Origin of the sequence: Streptomyces sp. CMB-StM0423 (assembly GCF_002847285.1) — a bacterium.
Classification (GTDB): domain Bacteria; phylum Actinomycetota; class Actinomycetes; order Streptomycetales; family Streptomycetaceae; genus Streptomyces.
The window spans coordinates 1,363,757-1,381,136 of the sequence record NZ_CP025407.1 but is presented as its reverse complement, the minus strand read 5'-3'; the positions used below and the strand labels follow the sequence as shown (position 1 = coordinate 1,381,136).

Annotated in this window: 14 protein-coding genes and 1 pseudogene; 7 read left to right on the top strand and 8 right to left on the bottom strand. The window is 75.4% G+C overall.

Annotation, left to right across the window (positions count from 1 at the left end; genetic code table 11):
* Window positions 1-136: 136 nt before the first annotated feature.
* Window positions 137-2,209: a polysaccharide pyruvyl transferase family protein gene (locus CXR04_RS05830; RefSeq protein WP_234380080.1), complete on the bottom strand. Its 2,073-nt coding sequence runs from the start codon at window positions 2,207-2,209 to the stop codon at window positions 137-139.
* Window positions 2,206-3,519 carry a hypothetical protein gene (locus CXR04_RS05825; protein WP_234380079.1) on the bottom strand — a complete coding sequence of 438 codons (1,314 nt, stop codon included), beginning with the start codon at window positions 3,517-3,519 and terminating at the stop codon, window positions 2,206-2,208. The genes CXR04_RS05830 and CXR04_RS05825 overlap by 4 nt, the downstream gene beginning before the upstream one ends.
* A 225-nt stretch (window positions 3,520-3,744) precedes the next feature.
* Between CXR04_RS05825 and prcB the strand changes: the two genes are divergently transcribed.
* Window positions 3,745-4,611, top strand: a complete 867-nt coding sequence (gene prcB / locus CXR04_RS05820; protein ID WP_199850606.1) for a proteasome subunit beta — start codon at window positions 3,745-3,747, stop codon at window positions 4,609-4,611.
* A gap of 105 nt (window positions 4,612-4,716) precedes the next feature.
* Here the strand turns inward: prcB and CXR04_RS05815 are convergent, their stop codons facing one another.
* From CXR04_RS05815 to CXR04_RS05805, 3 genes are all read right to left on the bottom strand, one after another.
* Window positions 4,717-5,607 (bottom strand): aminoglycoside phosphotransferase family protein, encoded by an 891-nt coding sequence (locus CXR04_RS05815; protein ID WP_101426212.1) that lies wholly within the window; start codon window positions 5,605-5,607, stop codon window positions 4,717-4,719.
* Window positions 5,608-5,713: 106 nt separating this feature from the next.
* A complete protein-coding gene (locus tag CXR04_RS05810; protein WP_101420815.1) occupies window positions 5,714-5,938 on the bottom strand; it encodes a DUF397 domain-containing protein in 225 nt (74 codons plus the stop codon).
* 287 nt (window positions 5,939-6,225) lie between these two features.
* A complete protein-coding gene (locus tag CXR04_RS05805) occupies window positions 6,226-6,945 on the bottom strand; it encodes a S1 family peptidase (protein WP_101426211.1) in 720 nt (239 codons plus the stop codon).
* A 254-nt stretch (window positions 6,946-7,199) separates the two neighbouring features.
* Between CXR04_RS05805 and CXR04_RS05800 the strand changes: the two genes are divergently transcribed.
* From CXR04_RS05800 to CXR04_RS05790, 3 genes are all read left to right on the top strand, one after another.
* A complete protein-coding gene (locus tag CXR04_RS05800) occupies window positions 7,200-7,790 on the top strand; it encodes a 3'-5' exonuclease (protein ID WP_101420814.1) in 591 nt (196 codons plus the stop codon).
* Between the two features lie 230 nt (window positions 7,791-8,020).
* Window positions 8,021-9,304: an SAV2148 family HEPN domain-containing protein gene (locus CXR04_RS05795; protein WP_159072433.1), complete on the top strand. Its 1,284-nt coding sequence runs from the start codon at window positions 8,021-8,023 to the stop codon at window positions 9,302-9,304.
* A 146-nt stretch (window positions 9,305-9,450) separates the two neighbouring features.
* On the top strand, window positions 9,451-10,197 hold the full coding sequence (locus CXR04_RS05790) for an exonuclease domain-containing protein (protein WP_101420813.1): 747 nt from the start codon (window positions 9,451-9,453) through the stop codon (window positions 10,195-10,197).
* 167 nt (window positions 10,198-10,364) lie between these two features.
* On the opposite strand, the gene erm is transcribed toward CXR04_RS05790, so the two are convergent.
* Window positions 10,365-11,258: an ErmE/ErmH/ErmO/ErmR family 23S rRNA (adenine(2058)-N(6))-methyltransferase gene (gene erm, locus CXR04_RS05785; protein ID WP_101420812.1), complete on the bottom strand. Its 894-nt coding sequence runs from the start codon at window positions 11,256-11,258 to the stop codon at window positions 10,365-10,367.
* 486 nt (window positions 11,259-11,744) lie between these two features.
* Between erm and CXR04_RS05780 the strand changes: the two genes are divergently transcribed.
* Entirely contained in the window at window positions 11,745-12,506 is a 762-nt protein-coding gene (locus tag CXR04_RS05780) for a nucleotidyltransferase domain-containing protein (RefSeq protein WP_101420811.1), read from the top strand.
* A 69-nt stretch (window positions 12,507-12,575) separates the two neighbouring features.
* Entirely contained in the window at window positions 12,576-13,841 is a 1,266-nt protein-coding gene (locus CXR04_RS05775) for an MFS transporter (protein ID WP_101420810.1), read from the top strand.
* A 91-nt stretch (window positions 13,842-13,932) separates the two neighbouring features.
* Here CXR04_RS05775 and CXR04_RS05770 read toward each other — a convergent pair whose 3' ends face one another.
* Window positions 13,933-15,828: an ABC transporter ATP-binding protein gene (locus CXR04_RS05770; protein ID WP_101420809.1), complete on the bottom strand. Its 1,896-nt coding sequence runs from the start codon at window positions 15,826-15,828 to the stop codon at window positions 13,933-13,935.
* Between the two features lie 481 nt (window positions 15,829-16,309).
* On the opposite strand from CXR04_RS05770, the pseudogene CXR04_RS35585 reads away from it, so the two are divergent.
* Window positions 16,310-16,627: pseudogene (locus CXR04_RS35585) on the top strand (penicillin-binding transpeptidase domain-containing protein); the annotation flags it as partial.
* An 80-nt stretch (window positions 16,628-16,707) separates the two neighbouring features.
* On the opposite strand, the gene CXR04_RS05760 reads toward CXR04_RS35585, so the two are convergent.
* Entirely contained in the window at window positions 16,708-17,244 is a 537-nt protein-coding gene (locus tag CXR04_RS05760; RefSeq protein WP_101420807.1) for a DUF1707 and FHA domain-containing protein, read from the bottom strand.
* Between the last annotated feature and the right edge of the window lie 136 nt (window positions 17,245-17,380).

Here is a 17,380-nt window from a genome sequence, read left to right as displayed (position 1 = left end):
CGCGACCAAGGCGTTTTCCCACCCGAACCAGGCGTTCCGCACCGCGCCGCAGGCGTTCCGCACCGCGCCGCAGGCGTTCCGCACCGCGCCGCGGGCGTTCCGCCCCGCGTTTCAGGCGTTCCCCCGCCAACGGCCCCTACGCCGTCTCCCCCTGCAGCCCCAGCGCCGGCCGCAGCCCCGCCAGGTTCTCCCGCGTCACCTTCCACAGCACCCGCTGCCGGTCCAGCACGTCCGCCACCGCCGCGCCGTGGTCGTCCAGCACCGCCTCCGCCCGCTCCAGCAGCACCTCCGCCAGCCGCTCGTCGTCCACCCGCACACCCCACTCCGGGCGGTCGATGTCGGCCAGGAAGTACGCCAGCTTCGGGTGCGACACCAGGCTCAGCACCGGCGTGCCGCAGCCGAACGGGACCATCCCCGCGTGCCCGCGCATCCCGATCACCAAGCGCGTCCGCCGGTACGCGGCGCGGATCTCGTCGTTCCCGAGGTCGTACAGCGCGTCCACGGGCAGCGCGATCCCGTGCTCCCGGCGCAGGTCGTGCGCGAACTGCTCGTCCGCCGTCATGTGCGCCGCCACCCGCACGTCCACCCGCTCGCGCAGCGCGCGCACCGTCCGCGCCATCGCGTCCAGGAACCGCGGATAGCCGTCGCCGAAGCGCATCCCCGCCCTGTCGTACGCGCAGTTGACCAGCACGGTGTCCGCGCGCTCCACCTCGGCGTCGTCCCAGCCCGGCTGCAGCAGCCGGGTCAGGGTGGTGGGGCAGGGCTGGTACGCGACCCGGTCGCGCAGCCGCTCCGGCAGCAGCTCGCGCACCCGCTCCACCGAGCCGCGGTTGCGAAGACCGAAGAACGCCGACCGCTCCACCAGCGCCGCGAGGCTCTCCCGGAAGCGGCTGCGGCGGTAGGACTGGCCGGGGAAGACGTTGTAGCCGACGGCGAAGACGGCCAGCGGCACGTCGATACGGGCCAGCAGTTCGTCCGGTACGTTCCACTGCCACGCGCTGTTGCCGTTCGGCCAGGTGTCGGGCAGGAAGAGGCCGCCGCCGCCGACGATCAGCCCGCGGCGCGCGTTGACCTCCGCCAGCGCCTCCTCGTCGAACAGCCGGTGCACGGGGACCGGGTGCCACCGGCGCGCGGAGGCGTCCTGGCCGAAACAGAGCCGGACGGCCTCGGGGAGGATCTTGTCGCCGGCGTTCTCCTGGCCGGTGGCGTACGCGGCGGCGTGCGCGAGCTGTGTGGAGACGACCGACGCCTCCCCGCGGTGCGCCGCGAACTCCGGCAGCCCGTAGCCGCCCCGGAGCAGCGCCTTGCAGGTGCGGTTGGCCGGTTCCGCGTCCAGGCCCTCGCGCGCGTACGCCTTCGACCGCTCCTCGTCGCCGCGCAGCCAGGCCAGCCGGGCGAGCTGGCTGAACGCCTTGGGCGCCAGCTCGGGGGTCGCGGCGGCGAGCAGCAGGTGGGTCTCGGCCTCGTCGTAGCGGGAGACGGCCATGAGCGCGGTGCCCATCGCGTCATGGAAGCGCGGCTGGTTGGCCTGCGAGCGGGCGGCGGACAGGGCCTCCACGGCCTCCTCGTACGCGCCGACCGCGCGCAGCCCGAGGGCGGTGCGGCGGGCGAGGTCGGTGGTGGGGCGCAGCCGCAGCAGGGGCGGGCCGTAGTGGAGGAGCAGGTCGGGGTGCTGGCGGTGGGCGGGAAGGGTGCAGTACGCGCGCCAGAACCGCTCGTCGGTCAGCTCGTAGCGGGCGCGGGTCTCGTCGGACGGGTCGCGCAGGACGGCGAGGTCGGCCGCCACCAGCCAGCGGGGGTGCAGTTCTACGAGGTCGTCGTACGCGCCGGTGAGGTCGTCGTACGTGCCGGGGGCGGCCCCCGCGTCGCCGCCCTCGGCGGGGATTTCGACGATCCGGGGGTGCAGCCGGCGGGCCGCGGCCAGGACGTCGTCCGGCAGGCCGTCGTGGCGGAGCAGGAAGTCCTCGCAGACGCCGGGGTTGGCGAGGGCGAGGCTGCGGAGCAGGGCGGGCAGCCCGGCGGCGTGCCCGGGGTCGGCGGCGTCGGCCCGGCAGACGAAGGCGACGCGGGGCGCGCGGCGCGCGGCCGCCGCCGCGGCCGGTGCGGGGCGGGCGGCCCCGGCGGCGGGCGGGGGCGGGACGGGGCCGGGTATCTCGCGGGGGGCGAAGGACGCCGGGGCGGCGGGGGAGCGGGGGGCGGAAGGGATCATCGCAGGGCGGTCCTCGTCTTCGTACGGTCCTTCGCCCGGGACGTGATCCAGCGGCGCTCCTCCGGCCGCAGCCGGCCGGCGCCGTGGACGTCGAGCCGCGGGCTGACGTCGAGGTGGTCCAGCAGCCGCAGCACGGTGAACGCTGCGCTGGTCTCCGGCCCCCAGCCGTCGTCGCCGAGCAGCGCCGGGTCCTGCAGCGGGCGGCGCAGCGACGTGTCGCCGAGCCCGTCCTGCGCGCCGGGCACCGCGCGCCTGACCGTCTCCCGCCAGGTCTCGCCGGGGTCGGCGAAGAGCAGCCGGACGCCGGCGGGCCGGTGCCACGACTCGCAGGCCGGATCGGCGACGGCGTGCACGTCGGCGCGCTCGCCGCTGCGGAAGTCGTCGCAGCGGACGACGAGTTCGTAGTCGCCGGCCTCCTCGAACCGGCCGGGCCCGACGACGACGCAGGCGGTCTTCCCGGCGACGAGGCCGCGGAAGTCGGCCACGCCGACGGGGCGGGCGCCCGCGAGCAGCGGATCGGCCATGCGGCCCTGGTCGAGGATCCGGCAGTACGTCCCGTACGCCCCGGCCAGCTCGCGCACCCGCGCGTCCCCGGCCCCGTACCGGCTCATCTGCTCGGTGACGTACGCGGTGAACGCCTCCCGCACGACCCCGGGCATCGCCTCGGCGCCGACGGCCGCGGCGAACGTGGGCCCTGCGACGGGGGTGGCCGACGCGGCTCCGGCTTCCGCACCGCCGGTCTCCAGGTCCCCGGCCGTCTCCCGGCCCCCGGCCGTGTCCGCCGGGAACAGCCCCACCGCCGTGGCCAGGCACTCCCGCTTCTCGCGGGCGATCGACAGCAGCACCGGTGTCTCGGGGTGCGTGCTGCCCAGCGCCAGCGTCCGTTCGTACGCCTCCGTCGCCGCCGCCGCGTGCCCCAGCGCGTCCAGGGCCTGCGCGCGCAGCCGCCACGCGGCGCGGGACTTCGCGCGCAGCGAGAGGCCCGTGTCCGCCAGCTCCACCGCCAGCAGCAACTCCCGCTTGCCGGCCGTCTCCACCGCCCGGTCGCCGGCCCGCAGCAGGGTGTCGAACAGCTCCGCGCCGACCGGCTCGCGGCGCGGCGGCGGGGCGGTGCCGAGCAGCTCGCCGAGCGCCGCCACCAGGGCCGTACGGGCGGGCCCCGGGCCCACGCTGGGCGGCGGCGGGTCTGCGGCGTCCTCCTCGGCCGTCAGCCCGGCCAGGTATCCGGTGCACACGCGGGCGCACTCCGCGAGCGCGAGCGCCTGTTCTGCCCGCGCCCGGCGGGACGGTCTGGATCGCGGACTCTTCATCGTGCTCCCGGTTCGTGCGAACAGGGTGCGACTGTTCCGCAGCCGCCGACGCCCGGTTTGGCCACGTGGCAGACGTGAGATGAACACTGCGCGAAGCTCGGGTCGCGGGCGCAGAATCCGGCACCCGGTGGCCGCCGCGGGGGTACGGGTAGGGTCGGACGGTGCCTGAGCGGTACGCGCCCGCCCGCGGCCGGCGCGGGCGGACGGGCCCGAACGGCCGGACGGATCGAAGAGTCGACGAAGGGAACCGCCGTGGAGCACCTGCCGCCCGAATTCCTCACCCCCGGCTCGTCGTCGTTCGTGGACTTCCTCGCCGCCCACGCCCCGGAACAGCTCCCCGCCAACCGCCGGCTCCCCGGCACCACCGGCACCGAGGCGGTCGCGGTCGACATCCCCCACGGCACCACCATCGTCGCCGCCTCCTACGCCGACGGCGTCCTCCTCGCCGCCGACCGCCGCGTCACGCTGGGCAACGGCATGATCGCGCACCGGGACTTCGAAAAGGTCTTCCCGGCCGACGAGTTCTCCGCGGTCGGCATCGCGGGATCCACCGGCATGGCCGAGGAGATGGTCCGGCTGCTGCGCCTGGAGCTGGAGCACTACGAGAAGATCGAGACCGTGCCGCTCTCCCTGGAGGGCAAGGCCAACCGCCTCGGCACCCTCATCCGCGACAACCTCGGCCCCGCCATGCAGGGCCTCGCCGTCGTGCCGCTCTTCGCCGGGTACGACCCGCGCAGCGGGACCGCGCGGATCTACTCGTACGACATCACCGGCGGGCGCGCGGAGGAGAAGGGCTTCGGCGGGACCGGCTCGGGCTCCGTGTACGCGCGCGGGGCGCTGAAGAAGCTGTACCGCGAGGGCATGAGCCGGGACGACGCCGTGACGATGGCCGTGCAGGCGCTCTACGACGCGGCCGAGGACGACAGCGCCACCGGCGGCCCCGACGCCACCCGCCGGATCTACCCGCTCGTCTACACCGTCACCGCGGAGGGCTGCCGGCGGCTGGACGGCGACCGGGCCGCCGAGCTGTCGCTCGCCGTGCTGGAGGGCCGCCGCGGCCGCCCGGACGGGCCGAACGCACCGCTGGCGTAGGGCGGTCACGGCCCCGCGGGCCCGGCGGGTCCGCGGCGTCACGCGGATCGGGGTCCGCCGCTACGGGCCTGCCCTACGCGGCGATGCACCTCGGGCCCGTACCGACTACACCCCCGCGACCTCCGCCAGCAGCCGCGCCTCGCCCAGCACCCCCGCCCCGCCCGCCGCGTCCCCGTGCTCCGCGCTCCACAGCGCCGCCTCCACCCGCCGGGCCACCGCCCACGCCGCGAGCCGCCCGCTGTCCTCGCCCAACTCGCCGGCGAGCAGCGCCAGCCGGCCGGCGACCGTACGCGCCGGGTCGGCGGTGGCGAAGGGGTCGTCGATCTGCTCCAGCAGGGGGAAGGGGTCGTAGCCCGGGTCGCCCGTCATCGGCTTGGCGTCGATGGCCAGCCAGGGGCGGCGGCCCGCGGCGAGGATGTTGCCGGGGTTGAAGTCGCCGTGGACGACCACCTCGCGCCGGGCGCCGCCCGGCAGTTCGCGCAGCAGCCGGGCGCCGTGCGCGACGAGCCCCGCGTCGTAGCCGGGGCGCAGCCGCTCCATCCGCTCCTCCAGGAGGTCCGCCCACTCGGCGCACACGTCCGCGACCCGCTCCAGACCGCAGTCCTGCGGCACCGGGGCGCTCCACAGCTCGCGCAGCACCTCGGCGCCGAGCCGCAGCCGGTGTCCGGCGCCCAGCTCGTCGGCCGTGCCGAGTTCGGTGCCCGGCTTGCAGCGCTCCAGGAGCAGGGCGTAGTGACCGGGGTCGTGCGCCAGGAGGCGTACGGCACCGCGGCCGTCCCAGATCCGCAGGCCCTCGGCCTCGCCGGCGGCCTCGCGGTGCGGCCACGTCACCTTGAACACCGCGTCGGTGCCGTCCGGCAGCCGCGCCGGGGCCACCCAGGAGCAGCTTCCGCCCGTGAAGGGGGCGCCGAACCGCAGCGACCAGCGCGCACGCAACTTCTCCACCAGGTCCGGCAGTTCCGCAAGCCAGGCGCGTCCGGAGGCGTGCACGCGCATCTCGCTGAGGACCGGCAGGCCGGGCGGGAAGAGGGCCGGGGGGAGATCGCGTGGGAGATCGGGGGAGCGCGCGGAGTCGTTCACCGTACGCACGCTACCTGCCGCGCTACGCCTCGAAGTCCCCCGACTTCACGCCGTGCACGAACGCCTCCCAGGCGGTCGCGGTGAAGACCAGCGCCGGGCCGTGCGGGTCCTTGCTGTCGCGCACCGGGACCAGAGCGGGGTGGAAGCCGTCCGCGACCTCCAGGCAGGCGGTCCCCGTACGGTCGCTGTAACTCGTCTTGCGCCACCTGGCGTCACCCAGGTCGAACCGGTCGTTCCATGCGGTCATGCCGTCCAGTCTTTCGTCCGGGACCGGAACGCGGCAAGAGATCGGCAGTTGGACAAAGCGGCACCTCGCCGCGGCCGGGATGTCCGCGGCGGAGCGCCGCACGGTGGGGGGGGCCGGGGAGGAGGTGGCCGTCCCCACGAAGGGGTCCGCCCACCCGCCCCGCGCGCAGTCAGGCGGGACAGGCGGGGCAGGTGGGCGGGGAGTGGACGGATGCACCCGGTCCGGGCGTGCCGGCGTACGGACCGGGTGCATCCGCCCGGCTTCAGGTGCCGTGCGGCGGGTGGGCCTCAGACACCGGCGATGGACTGGATCCAGGAGCGGTACCGCGTGACGTTCGTGTACGCGGTGGTGGTCTGCCGGTCGCTGGTGGACGCGACGCCGACCTGGGCGCCGTTCGCCATCATCGGACCGCCGGAGTCGCCGCCGGCCGTGATGCCGTCGCCGCGCCGGGCGCAGATGGCGTTGCCGCCGTAGGCGTCACTGCAGCCGCCGGTGACCGTGACGTTGGCGACCTTCAGGTACTGGGACTGGCAGTTGATCTCGGAGCCGCACTGCGAGGTGGCGCCCCAGCCGTAGACCTGGACGTTCTGGCCGACCGTCACGGAACCGGGCTGGCCGAGCGTGGCGTACGTGGTGGAGACGGACCGGTCGAGCCGGACCAGCGCCAGGTCGGAGGAGTGGGTGTAGGTCTGCACGCCGTTGGCGAGGGTGCCGCCGCTGGTCTGGTCGAGGCTGCCGATGCGGAAGGAGAGCCCGCCGCCGCTGACGCAGTGCTTGGCGGTGAGGATCCAGGTGGGCGCGATGATCGACGCGCTGCACGTCTGGCGGCCGTTGGAGAACAGCCGCGCGGCCCAGGGGCCGCTCTGGGCGTAGCCGCCGCCGATGATCTTTGTGGACGGCGGCCCTTCGGGCGTACGGGCCTGGGCGGCCGCAGGGGCGTCGGCGCCGCGGGCGGACGTGTGGTCCGCGGCGACTGCGGTGGTGCCGAAAGCGAGGGCGGCCAGCAGCGCGGCGACGAGTGTGGGGAGTGTCCTGGTTATTCGCAAGGTTCCTCGTTTCCGATGGCACGCGGGTTGGGTGGGCCCGCGCGTGGAGGGCCAGGGAAGTACCAGGCGTCAGGATTCCGGAAACCGGGAGTTCGCGGTAATCACAACTTCCCATAACGCGCCGCGATGGAAGCGGCGGCGGCGCTCTCTCACGCCGCTCCCGCCGCCCGAAAAGGCCGCGCGGCGCACGGGCGCCGCGTGCTTGGCTGGTCCGCATGACCACGCAACTCCTCGACCGCGTCCTCGTCGTCGACGTCGAAGCCACCTGCTGGGAGGGCCAGCCGCCGGCCGGGATGAGCCCGGAGATCATCGAGATCGGGCTCTGCGAGCTGGATGTGCAGACCGGGCAGCGGCTCTCGCGGCGGTCGGTGCTGGTACGGCCCGAGCACTCCGAGGTGAGCGACTTCTGCACCCGGCTGACCACGCTCACCCCCGGACAGGTCGCGGCCGGCGTCCCGTTCGCCGAGGCGTGCGCGCTGCTGCGGCGCGAGCACGGCGCGCGGCAGCGGGTGTGGGCGAGCTGGGGGGACTACGACCGGCGGCAGTTCGAGCGGCAGTGCGCGGCCGCGGAGGTCGCGTACCCCTTCGGCAGGCGGCACGTGAACGCCAAGACGCTCTACTCGCTCGCCCACGGGCTCGGCCGCGAGCTGGGCATGGCCGAGGCGCTGGCCCACGCCGGCCGGGCGCTGGAGGGCACCCACCACCGCGGCGTGGACGACGCCTGGAACATCGCCGGGCTGCTCGCCGGCGTCCTGTGGGGCGGGCATCCGGCGACCGCCCAAGTACCGCCCGGCGGCGGGGCGTAAGCGGCGCGACGGACCGCCTGAGGGTCGTCCGCGGGCCGTCCCGGGGGCACTTGGCGGTCGTCCGCGGGCCGTTCGCGAGTCGTTCGCCGCCCGCCCGCCGCCCGCCCGGGTGACAACCGCGGAACCCGGCGCGGCAGTTGGGTTACCCCTGGCTCGATCAGGATGCGCCCCGGGGATCGTGGCAGTACGCTGCCGTGATCGTGGAGCTGGGCGCGGAAGGCGGTACGGGCGTGGGTGCGGGCGGTCTTGAGCTGCCCCCGGCAGGCGGTCCCGAGGGTGAGGGCCGCGGGGGCGGCGGCTCGACCGAGCCGCCACCGGGCGCGCCACCGCCGCCCGGGACGGTGTCGCTGGCCCGGCCGATGGAGATCGGCGCGGAGATCGGCTGGGGCCAGGACGACTGGGACGAGGTACGCACCCGCGCGGCGCGCGCGGGCCGGGCGTACATCTGGCTGAACGTGGTCGAGCAGCGGCTGCGCTCCGTCGTCGCCTCGGTGCTGCGCCCCGTCTACGAGCCGGTCCACGGCGACGAGTGGGTCGTCGCCGCGGCGGGGCCCGCGGGCCAGGAGTGGGTGCAGCGGGCGGTCGCGGTGCGGGAGGTCAGCCGGCGCAAGGGCTACCTGCTGGATCCCGCCGACGACAACGTCATCAGCTTCCTGACGCTGCCGCAGTTGCGCGAGCTGATGGTGCAGCACTGGCCGTGCTTCGAGCCGTACCTCGACGACCGCCGCGACCTGGAACTGGCGCTCGACGAGCTGGAGGTCGCCCGCAACGTCGTCTCCCGCAACCGCGCGCTGTCCGGCACCGTGCTGGCCCAGGCCGAGCGCGCGGCGGGCCGGCTGCTGCGCCTCCTCGGCGCCGACGACCAGCCGCCGTCCGCGGACCGGCTGCCGGTGGACGCGGTGGAGGACCTGGTCGGCGACCGGTACGCGGACGTGGTCGGTGTCCACCCCGACCGGGTCGGGCTCCAGCGCGCGCTGCCCGCCGAGGACCTCTTCGGCGGCGCCCGGCGGCTCGACGCGATCGGCATCGGGCTCAATTTGCTCGTGCAGAACTACTCCGGCCGCCGGCTGGGCCGGCTCGCCGAGGGCGGCTGCCGGATCCGGCTGCTGTTCCTCAACCCGGCGAGCAGCACGGTGCGCCGGCGGGAGCGCGAACTGGGCATGAAGCGGGGCGAGCTGGCGCGGGCGGTGGAGACGAACATCATCCACATGCGCCGCGTGCGTTCCCGGCTGCGCCCGCAGAGCGGCGGGGACGTGGCAGGGTCGTTCGACATCCGGGTCTTCGACGAGACCCCGCGGTTCACGGCGTACCTGATCAACGGCGACCGGCCGGACGGGGTCGGCGTGGTGCAGACGTACCTGCGGCGGGCACGCGGCGCGGAGGCGCCTGCGCTGGTCCTGCGGGCGGCGCGGCGGGAGCTGGTGCACGGGGAGGGCGGCGGCGAGCCGGGGCTCTTCGAGGTGTACCGGGAGGAGTTCGAGAGCTTCTGGACGGACGCGCGCCCGGTCTCCTGACGGCCGCCACGCGCCCCTCCGCGCCCTTCCGCACGTCCCTTGTCTACGCGCCTTGAGCGCTCCGCGATATCCGGAATCTGCAGGTCCGGTATGTCAGTGGCGGGTGAGAGTGTGGAGTCACTGGCCACGGAGCAGGGAGGGCGCCCATGGGGTGGTACGGGGAGCTGCTGGTCGGCTTCGACCTGGAAACGACCGGGACGGACCCGGGGGAGGCGCGGATCGTCTCCGCCGCCGTCGTGGAGGCCGTTCGCGGCGTCCCGGCGCGCAGGCGGGAGTGGCTGGCCGACCCGGGTGTTCCGGTGCCGCCGGAGACGACCGCGATCCACGGGATCACCGACGAGCGGGCGACGGCCCACGGCCGCCCTGCGGCGGAGGTCGCGGACGAGGTGGCGGACGCGCTGGCGGCGCACTGGAAGCGCGGCGTGCCGGTCGTCGCGTACAACGCCACATTCGATCTGACGTTGCTGGCAGCGGAGTTGCGCCGCCACGGGCTCGCGTCGATGCGCGAGCGGCTGGGCGGCGGGGAGGAGGGCCCGGTGATCGATCCGTACGCGATGGACCGGACGGTGGACCCGTTCCGGGAGGGCAAGAGGACGCTGGAGGCGGTCTGTGTGGAGTACGGGGTGGTGCTCGGCCGCGCGCACGACGCCGCGGAGGACGCGCTGGCGGCGGTCCGGCTGGCGGTGGCGATAGCGGAGCGGTACGGGGACGTGGCGTCGGCCGGCGCGTGGGACCTGCACCGCGGCCAGGCGGGCTGGCACGCGGAGCGCGCGGAGGGCTACCGCCAGTGGCTCGCCCGCCAGACCCGCGACGCGGGTGGGGCCCCGGCGCCGGACGCGGCGGCGGAGCCGGTGCCGAAGAGGGGCTACGGCCCGGACGGGGCGGTGGCGTAGCGGAGGGGTAGCGGCGGGAGTTGACGCCCGGCCCGCCGGGGGCGGGGGAGTGACAGCATTGCGCGGTTACTCCCGCAGGACACCAGGCAGCGGCCCCCGCCCACCTCGCGGACGGAGGCCGCTGCCGCGCGTTGCCCGGGAACCCGGGTTCCGTTCAGCCCCGGGCGTCAGTGCAGGGTCTTGTGCAGGGTCAGCCACTGGGACGGGGTGGCGTAGGCCACCACCGTGGTATTCGGGAGGTCCGCCGTGCGGAAGGCCGTTGTCAGGCGGGGCGTCGAGTAGCCCGCGCGGCGCAGGGATGCGTACAGGGTGCCGCCCGCGCCGCCGAAGCCCGTCTCGACCATGCGGCGGTACGCCGCCTCCTCGGTCCGCGGCAGCAGCGGCTCCCCGCGGCGGTCGAGCCGCAGCACCGCCGAGTCCACCCGCGGCACCGGCCGGAAGGACTCCCGCGGCACCCGCCCGCGCAGCCGCCACTCGTGCCACGGCCAGGTGCGCACGGTCAGCAGGCTCCAACGCCCGTAGTCCCCGGTCCGCTTGCGGGCGTACTCGAGCTGGGTGACGAACGTCGCCGACTCCAGCCGCGGCGCGCGCAGGCACCAGTCGACGATCTCGGAGGTCCGCGCGTACGGGACGTTGCCCACCACCGCGAACGGCTCCCGCGGCGGCCGGGAGGCGAGGAAGTCCTGCCCCACGACGCGGACATGGGGGTGGGCGGCCAGCCGGGTGCGGAGGCCGGGGAGCAGCCGGCGGTCGATCTCGTAGGCGATCAGCTCCCGGCAGTGCGGCGCCAGCGCCTCGGTCAGCGTCCCGGTGCCGGCGCCGATCTCGACGACGAGCCCGCAGCCGGCCTCCGGCGCCGCGAGCCGCACCACACGCCGCGCGACGGCGGGTCCTGCAAGGAAGTTCTGGGAGAGGGAGAGGGATCGGGGGAGGGACCGGGAACGGCCGGTGTCCCGGGCCCCCTCCGGGGAGCCGCGGCGGCGGTTCGTCCGGGCGTTGCCGCCCGTGGTCGCGCGGGCGTCGGCGCGACGGTTCGTATCGGAATCCGCGCGTGCGGACATGCGTCGGTGAGAGCGGGCCACAGCCTGCCGTCCTTCCGGAAAGAAGTGCGTTCCTGGACTGGCGGATGGCCCTGGCCGGGCAGCGCGACGTCGGCCCTCGGCGGGGCACGTGAACGTGACGGGAAAAGCCCGGCGGGCGCGCTCAGCGCGCGCGGATCGCGGGGCCTGCGACGGGGTCGCTCAGCGGGAAAGCCGTCCCGGGCTGCCGGTCAGGGCGCCGGGACCACGCGCGGGCGATACGGCACGAGGGAGAAGGACGCGCGCCGCGCACCTGCGTGGCCACCGGTGCACAGACGGGTCATCCCGCCGGTGCCCGCGAAGCAGCAGCCCGCCACGCCGTCTCCTTGCCTCGGATTGCCTCAGATGCACTTCCGCCCTCACCCTAACCGCCCAACCGCCGCCCGCGCACATCCCTTTCCCGCCCCGGCCCCGCACGCTCGGTGCAGGGGCTGCTACGCTCCCGCCTGGGCCGGACCCGGGAGCGAGATGACCACCGCTGCCTTTCCCACTCCCCTGCACCGCACGGTGCTGGAGGTGGTGCTGACGGAACTGCGCGCGGACCCCGACGTCCGCGGCGTCCTGCTGTCCGGATCCCTCGCCCGCGGCACCGGCCGCCCCGACTCCGATCTCGACGTCCTCGTGGTCACCGCCCTCGACCCGGTACGCCGCGCCCCCTGGCGGTCCCGCCGCCGCCCGCTGCCCGTCGACCTCGTGCCCCGCACCGCCGAGCAGTGGCGCTCCTGCTTCGCCCCGGACCGCGTCGGCGACGAGTCCTGGGGTTACGCCTTCCTCGACGGCGTCCCGCTGCACGACCCCGACGGCGCCGTCGCCGGGCTCATGGCCGACGCCGCGACCATCCACGCCGGCTACCGCACCCCCGCACCCGTCAAAGCGCACTACGCCGAGCTGTGGGCCCACGTCGTACCCAAGATGCAGGCCGTCCGCCAGCGCGGCGACCCCGTGGAGACCGGCTGGGCGGCGGCCGTGCTGACCAACGAGCTGATGCGCACCCTCTGGGCGGCCAACGACCTGCCCAACCCCTCGCTCGACCTCGGCACCTGCCAGCGCCACCTGGACGACCTCAAGGCCCCCGCCGGCGCCACCGACCTGATGCGCGCCGTGCTGCGCGCCGCCCCGCGGGACGCGCTGCGGCTGCAGTTGGAGCTGGTCGCGGACGTCCTGCCGCTGCTGGCCGCGCGCGAGGCCGTACCCCCGCCGCCGGGCGCGAAGGGCGGAGCATACCGGTAGCGGGGCCCCCTGGGCGGGACGAACGCGCTCCGTTTTCCCCGCGCCCCGGCGGCACGGCAAGCTCCCCCCATGGCATCCGCATCCCCCTGGCGCGTGCCCGCCTTCCGACGGCTGTACGCCGCCACCGCCGCCGATCAGATCGGCATCCAGGTCGGCCATCTGGCCCTTCCGCTGGTGGCGCTCGGTCTCGGCGCGAGCCCCGGTCAGATCGGCCTGCTGGCCGCGCTCGGCACCTCCGCGTACCTGCTGATCGGCCTGCCCTCCGGAGTGTGGGTCGACCGGCTCGGCTGCGTGCCGGTGCTGGTGACCGCCGCCCTGGCGCGGGTCGTGCTGCTCACCGCCGTGCCGCTGGCCTGGTGGTTCGGCACGCTCACGCTGCCGCACCTGTACACGGCCGTGCTGCTGGCGGGCTGCGCCACGGTCTTCTTCGACGTCGCGTCGCACAGTTGCCTGCCCGCGGTGGTCGGGCGGGAGGCACTGGTGCGGGCGAACGCGGGCGTCGTCAGTCTGTACGCGGTCGGCAGCGTCGCCGGGCGCGGGGCGGGCGGGCTGCTCGTGGAGGTGCTGACGGCACCGGTCGCGGTCGCGGCGCAGGCCGTCAGCCACCTCGCCGCGGCCGTCTCGCTCACCGGTATCCGCGGCGGCACCTCGCGCCGCACCCGGTCGGCGCCTGCCGCCTCGCGCCGGCTGGCCGCCGAGATGCGCGACGGGCTGCGGCACGTGCTGGGCAGCCGCGAACTGCGCCCGCTCGCGCTCGGCGCGGCGCTCGCCAACCTCGGGGCGCAGACCGTCAACACGATGGTCCCGGTGCTCTTCGTCGGCCAACTCGGGCTGCCCGCCTGGATCCTGGGCGGCTACTGGGTGCTCTGCGGCGTCGCCACCTTCGTCGGCGCCCGGCTCGCCCGGCCGCTCTCCGCCCGGCGGGGGTGCGGGTGGACGCTGGCCACCGCGGGGCTGTGCGTGGCGCCGGCGGCGCTGCTCGTACCGCTGCTGAGCAGGCCGCCGTGGCTGTGCGTGGCGGGGGCCGCGGGGATGGCGCTGGTGTCGGTGAAGATCGGCGTCGACAACGTGCTGGGGCTGAGCCTGCGGCAGGGGCTGACGCCCGACGCGCTGCTCGGCCGGATGAACGCCACCTTCCGGTTCCTGCTGATGGGTTCCGTCGCGCTGGGCTCGGCGCTGTCCGGGGTGATCGGGGAGTTCGCGGGGGTACGGGCGGCGCTGTGGACGGGGGCGGTGATCCTGATGGTGGCGGCGCTGCCGCTGTACTTCTCGCCCGTACGCGCCCGCCGCCACCTGCCGGGCACGCCGGTCCCGGAGCCGGACCCGGTCGCCTGACGCCACCCCACCGCCGCCGCCGCCGCGCCCGCGGGGCCCGTACGCCGCGCGCCGGTACGGGCCCGCGCCCCCGTCCCCGTACGCCTCCGTCCTACGCCTCCTGCGCCACCAGTTCCCCGGCCCCGCCGTCCTCCGCGAACTGCGTCCGGTACAGCTCCTCGTACCGCCCGCCGGCCGCCAGCAGTTCCGCGTGCGTGCCCCGCTCCACGATCCGGCCCTCCTCCACGACCAGGATCTGGTCCGCGGCCCGCACCGTGGACAGCCGGTGCGCGATGACCACCGCCGTGCGCCCGGCCAGCGCCTCCGCCAGCGCCTCCTGCACCGCCGCCTCCGACGTGGAGTCCAGGTGCGCCGTGGCCTCGTCCAGCACCACCACGCGCGGCTCCGCGAGCAGCAGCCGGGCGATCGTCAGCCGCTGCCGCTCGCCGCCCGACAGCCGGTAGCCCCGCTCGCCGACGACGGTGTCCAGGCCCTCCGGCAGCCCCGCCATCAACTCGTCCAGCCGCGCCTTGCGCAGCGCGTCCCACAGGTCGGCGTCGCTCGCGTCCGGCCGCGCCAGCAGCAGGTTCTCGCGGACCGACTCGTGGAAGAGGTGCCCGTCCTGGGTGACCATGCCCAGCGTCGCCCGCACCGAGGCGGCCGACAGGTCGCGGACGTCCACGCCGCCGAGCCGGACCGTGCCGCCGTCCGTGTCGTACAGCCGCGGGATGAGCTGCGCGATCGTCGACTTGCCCGCGCCCGAGGAGCCGACGAGGGCGACCATCCGGCCGGGCTCCGCGCGGAACGACACCCCGTGCAGCACCTGCGCCCCGGCCTTGGTGTCCAGCACGGCGACGTCCTCCAGCGAGGCCAGCGACACCTTGTCGGCGGCCGGGTAGCCGAATTCCACGCCGTCGAACTCCACCGCCACCGGGCCCTCCGGCACCTGCCGCGCGTCCGGCTTCTCGGCGACCAGCGGCTTGAGGTCCAGCACCTCGAAGACCCGCTCGAAGCTGACGAGCGCGCTCATCACCTCCACCCGCGCCCCGGCCAGCGAGGTCAGCGGGGCGTACAGGCGGGTGATGAGCAGCGCGAGGGCGACGACGGAGCCCGCGTCCAGGGTGCCGCGCAGCGCGAACCAGCCGCCGAGGCCGTAGACGAGCGCGAGGGCCAGCGCGGAGACCAGGGTGAGGGCGGTGATGAAGAGCGTCTGCACCATCGCCGTGCGGATCCCGATGTCCCGTACGCGCGCCGCCCGGTCGCGGAACTCCGCCGACTCCCGCTCCGGCCGCCCGTACAGCTTGACCAGCGTGGCGCCGGCCGCCGAGAACCGCTCGGTCATCTGGGTGCCCATCGCGGCGTTGTGGCCCGCGGCCTCGCGCTGCAGCCGGGCGAGCCGGGCGCCCATGCGGCGGGCGGGCAGCACGAAGACGGGCAGCAGCACGAGTGCGAGGAGGGTGATCTGCCAGGAGAGCCGCAGCATGACGGCGAGCGTGAGCAGCAGGGTCACCAGGTTGCCGACGACGCCGGAGAGGGTGTTGCTGAACGCGCGCTGGGCGCCGAGGACGTCGTTGTTGAGCCGGCTGACGAGGGCACCGGTGCGGGTGCGGGTGAAGAACGCGACGGGCATGCGCTGCACGTGGTCGTAGACCTCGGTGCGCAGTTGGAGGATGAGCCCTTCGCCGATACGGGCCGACAGCCACCGCGCCACCAGCCCGAACCCCGCCTCGGCGACGGCGATGGCGGCGATCAGCAGCGCCAGGGAGACGACCCGGCCCCGGTCGGCGTCGCTGATGATGGCGTCCACGACCTGGCCGGCGAGCAGCGGCGTGGCCACAGCCAGTGCCGCGGTCACCACGCTGAGCAGCAGGAACCACTTCAGCAGGCGCCGGTGCGGCTGGGCGAACCGCCAGATCCGCCCGAGCCCGGCCCGCGACAGCGGGCGCTTGTCCCGCTGCGCGGTGACCGTGCTGTGGAGCGACTGCCAGGCGGTGGCCTGCATGTCCATCGGGTTCTCCCGTCTCGTGGTGCGCGGCCGGGTGCGGCGGCCTGCTCCGTAAAGCTAGAACTTCAACCTTGGTTCAGTGCAACCGCGGAGTGTCGGAGGCCGCGGGTAGAGTCGTGGGCGGCCCGGGGGAGGGGCCTCGACGGCAGGGGGACGCGCATGCGAACCGGAGCCAAAGCAGTTTTATGCCTGGTGCTCGCCGGGATGGCCGCACTGGCCGTGTTCGGCGTCACCCACATCTACCAGGCCGTCGCCGGCGGCGGCGACGGTCCCGACGTGCCGACGGGACCGCCCACCGCGGCGGAAGTGCGTACCACCGCCCGTGACTTCCTCGCCGCCTGGGCCGACCGGCGCCCCGGCGAGGCCGCCCGGCTGACGGACTACGCCGCCGAGGCCCGGCCGGTGCTCGGGGCGTACTTCACGGACGCCCTGGTGCGGAAGGTCACCCTGGAGCCGGGCACGGCCCGGGGCGCCACCGTGCCGTTTCCGGCAGCCGGTGCTGCTCCCGCGCTCGTTCAACGACCGCGAGGTCGCCACCGCCGAGCCGCTGCCGGCGCCGGTGGCGGCGGACCTGCGGCGGATGATGGAGCTGACCGCGGCCGAGGGCACGGCCGCGGGCCTGGGCCTGGGCGCCGGGGCGGGCGCGAAGACCGGCTCCGCGGAGGTCGGCGGGCAGGAGCAGCCGGACAGTTGGTTCACGGCGTACCGCGGCGACGTGGCCGCGGCGGCGGTGGTGCCGGAGGGCGGCCACGGCAGCGAGGCGGCGGGCCCGGTGGTGAGCGCGGTGCTGGCGGCGGGGTGAGGACGGGGGCACGGCCCGTACGGCATCGGCTCCGGTGCTACGCGCCCGCGCCCCCCGGTTCACCCCCGCGGTCGGAGCGGTCAGCGGGCCGTCAGCAGGTACCGGGTGTGCCCGAAGCCCAACTGGTCGCCCGGCCGGACCGGCGCCTCGCCCGTCAGCCGGCGGCCGTTGATGAACGTCCCGTTCGTCGAACCGAGGTCCCGCAGCAGCCACACCCCGCTCGCGCACCGCAGCTCCGCGTGCATCCGCGAGACCGTCTCCTCCATCAGCCGCAGCCCGTTGCGCGGATCCCGGCCTATCCGCAGCGGGATCGTGCCCGGCGCCGGGAGCATCAGCGGCGGTAGCCGCTCCGCCTGCCACGCCTGCTTCACCCGCACCCCGAGCGACGACGCCTTGGCGACCGTGCCGAGGATCGCCCGCGTCAACCGCCCCTCGCGCGGCGGCAGATCGGCGGTCAGCGCCGCCAACTGCTCGTGGGAGTGGGCGGCGAAGGCCAGGTCCACGCGGGCCAGGAACGTGTCCTGGGACAGCCGGCCGTCGGCCGCGCCGTCGCGCAGCAACTCGATCGCGCTGTCCCGCTCTTCGTCGGAGACGCGCGGGATCCCCGCCGGGTACATGGGGAACGAGGAAGACGTGGGGTGGTCGGAGCCTGACACCTTCGAATTGTCGGGCTGGGCGGCGGCGGGTGTCCAGTACGCTTCCGTTCCCGTACGTACCCGTGACAAATGATCGGCGCACAGGCCACAGCGGTTA

Excerpts from the sequence above, each read along its gene's own strand:
- CXR04_RS05830 (WP_234380080.1), bottom strand. The coding sequence starts at position 2,209 with ATGATCCCTTCCGCCCCCCGCTCCCCCGCCGCCCCGGCGTCCTTCGCC.
- CXR04_RS05825 (WP_234380079.1), bottom strand. The coding sequence starts at position 3,519 with ATGAAGAGTCCGCGATCCAGACCGTCCCGCCGGGCGCGGGCAGAACAG.
- CXR04_RS05815 (WP_101426212.1), bottom strand. The coding sequence starts at position 5,607 with ATGCGCGTGCACGCCTCCGGACGCGCCTGGCTTGCGGAACTGCCGGAC.
- CXR04_RS05810 (WP_101420815.1), bottom strand. The coding sequence starts at position 5,938 with ATGACCGCATGGAACGACCGGTTCGACCTGGGTGACGCCAGGTGGCGC.
- CXR04_RS05800 (WP_101420814.1), top strand. The coding sequence starts at position 7,200 with ATGACCACGCAACTCCTCGACCGCGTCCTCGTCGTCGACGTCGAAGCC.
- CXR04_RS05790 (WP_101420813.1), top strand. The coding sequence starts at position 9,451 with ATGGGGTGGTACGGGGAGCTGCTGGTCGGCTTCGACCTGGAAACGACC.
- erm (WP_101420812.1), bottom strand. The coding sequence starts at position 11,258 with ATGTCCGCACGCGCGGATTCCGATACGAACCGTCGCGCCGACGCCCGC.
- CXR04_RS05780 (WP_101420811.1), top strand. The coding sequence starts at position 11,745 with ATGACCACCGCTGCCTTTCCCACTCCCCTGCACCGCACGGTGCTGGAG.
- CXR04_RS05775 (WP_101420810.1), top strand. The coding sequence starts at position 12,576 with ATGGCATCCGCATCCCCCTGGCGCGTGCCCGCCTTCCGACGGCTGTAC.
- CXR04_RS05770 (WP_101420809.1), bottom strand. The coding sequence starts at position 15,828 with ATGGACATGCAGGCCACCGCCTGGCAGTCGCTCCACAGCACGGTCACC.
- CXR04_RS05760 (WP_101420807.1), bottom strand. The coding sequence starts at position 17,244 with ATGTACCCGGCGGGGATCCCGCGCGTCTCCGACGAAGAGCGGGACAGC.